Consider the following 1315-nt stretch of genomic DNA (forward strand, 5'->3'; position numbering starts at 1 on the left):
GAATAATGCTCGTTCCGCTCTGCCATCACTTCAGCATCCGGACGTTCGCCAATTTTCGCCTCCCACGTCTCACCGAGCGTGGTGTTTACGAAGGTTTTACGTTTTCCCGTATCCCCTTTCGTTTTCATCCAGTCTTTGACAATCTGCACCCAGGTGGTGAACGGGCTGTACGCTGTCCAGATGTGAAAGGTCACACTGTCAGGTGGCTCAATCTCTTCACCGGATGACGAAAACCAGAGAATGCCATCACGGGTCCAGATCCCGGTCTTTTCGCAGATATAACGGGCATCAGTAAAGTCCAGCTCCTGCTGGCGGATGACGCAGGCATTATGCTCGCAGAGATAAAACACGCTGGAGGGGTCATCCGGCGTCCATTTGAGGCCAAACGGCGTCTCTTTGTCGCCAAATTTAAGATACTGCTCCTCCCCGCAATGCGGGCAGGCAACATGAAAACGCATAAAATGCGGGGATTCACTGGCTGCACGCTCAATCTGACAGGTGCCTCTCACTTTTGGCGTGGAGCCACGGATGGACTTTGGCCAGACCGAGCCTTCAATACGCTTGTCACCCAGGAACGTCGGAGAGCCTTCCTGTTCAATATCATCATCAAAAGCAGCAAGTTCATCATAACCCGCCACATCCACCGACTTTTCACGGTAGTTTTTTGCCGCTTTACCGCCCAGGCACCAGAAGCCACGCCCATTAGTGAAACGCTTCATGGTGAGCGTGTTATCCCGGTGCTTTTTGCCATACCACGGGGCCAGCGCCAGCAGCGACGGAATATCACGAATAGTCGGCTCAACGTGGGTTTTCATAAAGTTCTCGGCATCACCATCCGTCGGCAACCAGATAAGGGTGTTGCGCTGCTTATGCTCTATAAAGTAGGCATAAACACCCAGCAGCATTTTGGAATAACCGACACGGGCAGACTTCACCACATTCACCTCACGGATGTAGTCGCTGCCCATCGCATTCATGATGGCCCGCTGAAAGGGCAGTGTTTCCCAGCGCCCTTCCTGGTATGCGGATTCTTTCGGGAGATAGTAATTAGCATCCGCCCATTCAACGGCGGTCTGTGGCTCCGGCCTGAACAGTGAGCGAAGCCCGGCGCGGACAAAATGCCGCAGCCTGTTAACCTGACTGTTCGATATATTCACTCAGCAACCCCGGTATCAGTTCATCCAGCGCGGCTGCTTTGTTCATGGCTTTGATGATATCCCGTTTCAGGAAATCAACATGTCGGTTTTCCAGTTCCGGAAAACGCCGCTGCACCGACAGGGGGAGCCCGTCGAGAATACTGGCAATTTCACCTGCG

At 53.3% G+C, this 1315-nt stretch carries 1 protein-coding gene and 1 pseudogene; both read right to left on the minus strand.

The annotated features are described in order from the left end of the window. Positions 1-1157 (minus strand): terminase gpA endonuclease subunit (locus P3R27_RS14275; protein ID WP_301399122.1); only part of this gene is annotated, 1157 nt, incomplete at its 3' end. Then, positions 1132-1315 (minus strand): annotated as a pseudogene (locus tag P3R27_RS14280) (DNA-packaging protein); the annotation flags it as partial. The pseudogene P3R27_RS14280 and the gene P3R27_RS14275, both read right to left, overlap by 26 nt.

It is taken from the genome of Enterococcus spodopteracolus, assembly GCF_030441955.1.
GTDB lineage: Bacteria > Bacillota > Bacilli > Lactobacillales > Enterococcaceae > Enterococcus_B > Enterococcus_B spodopteracolus.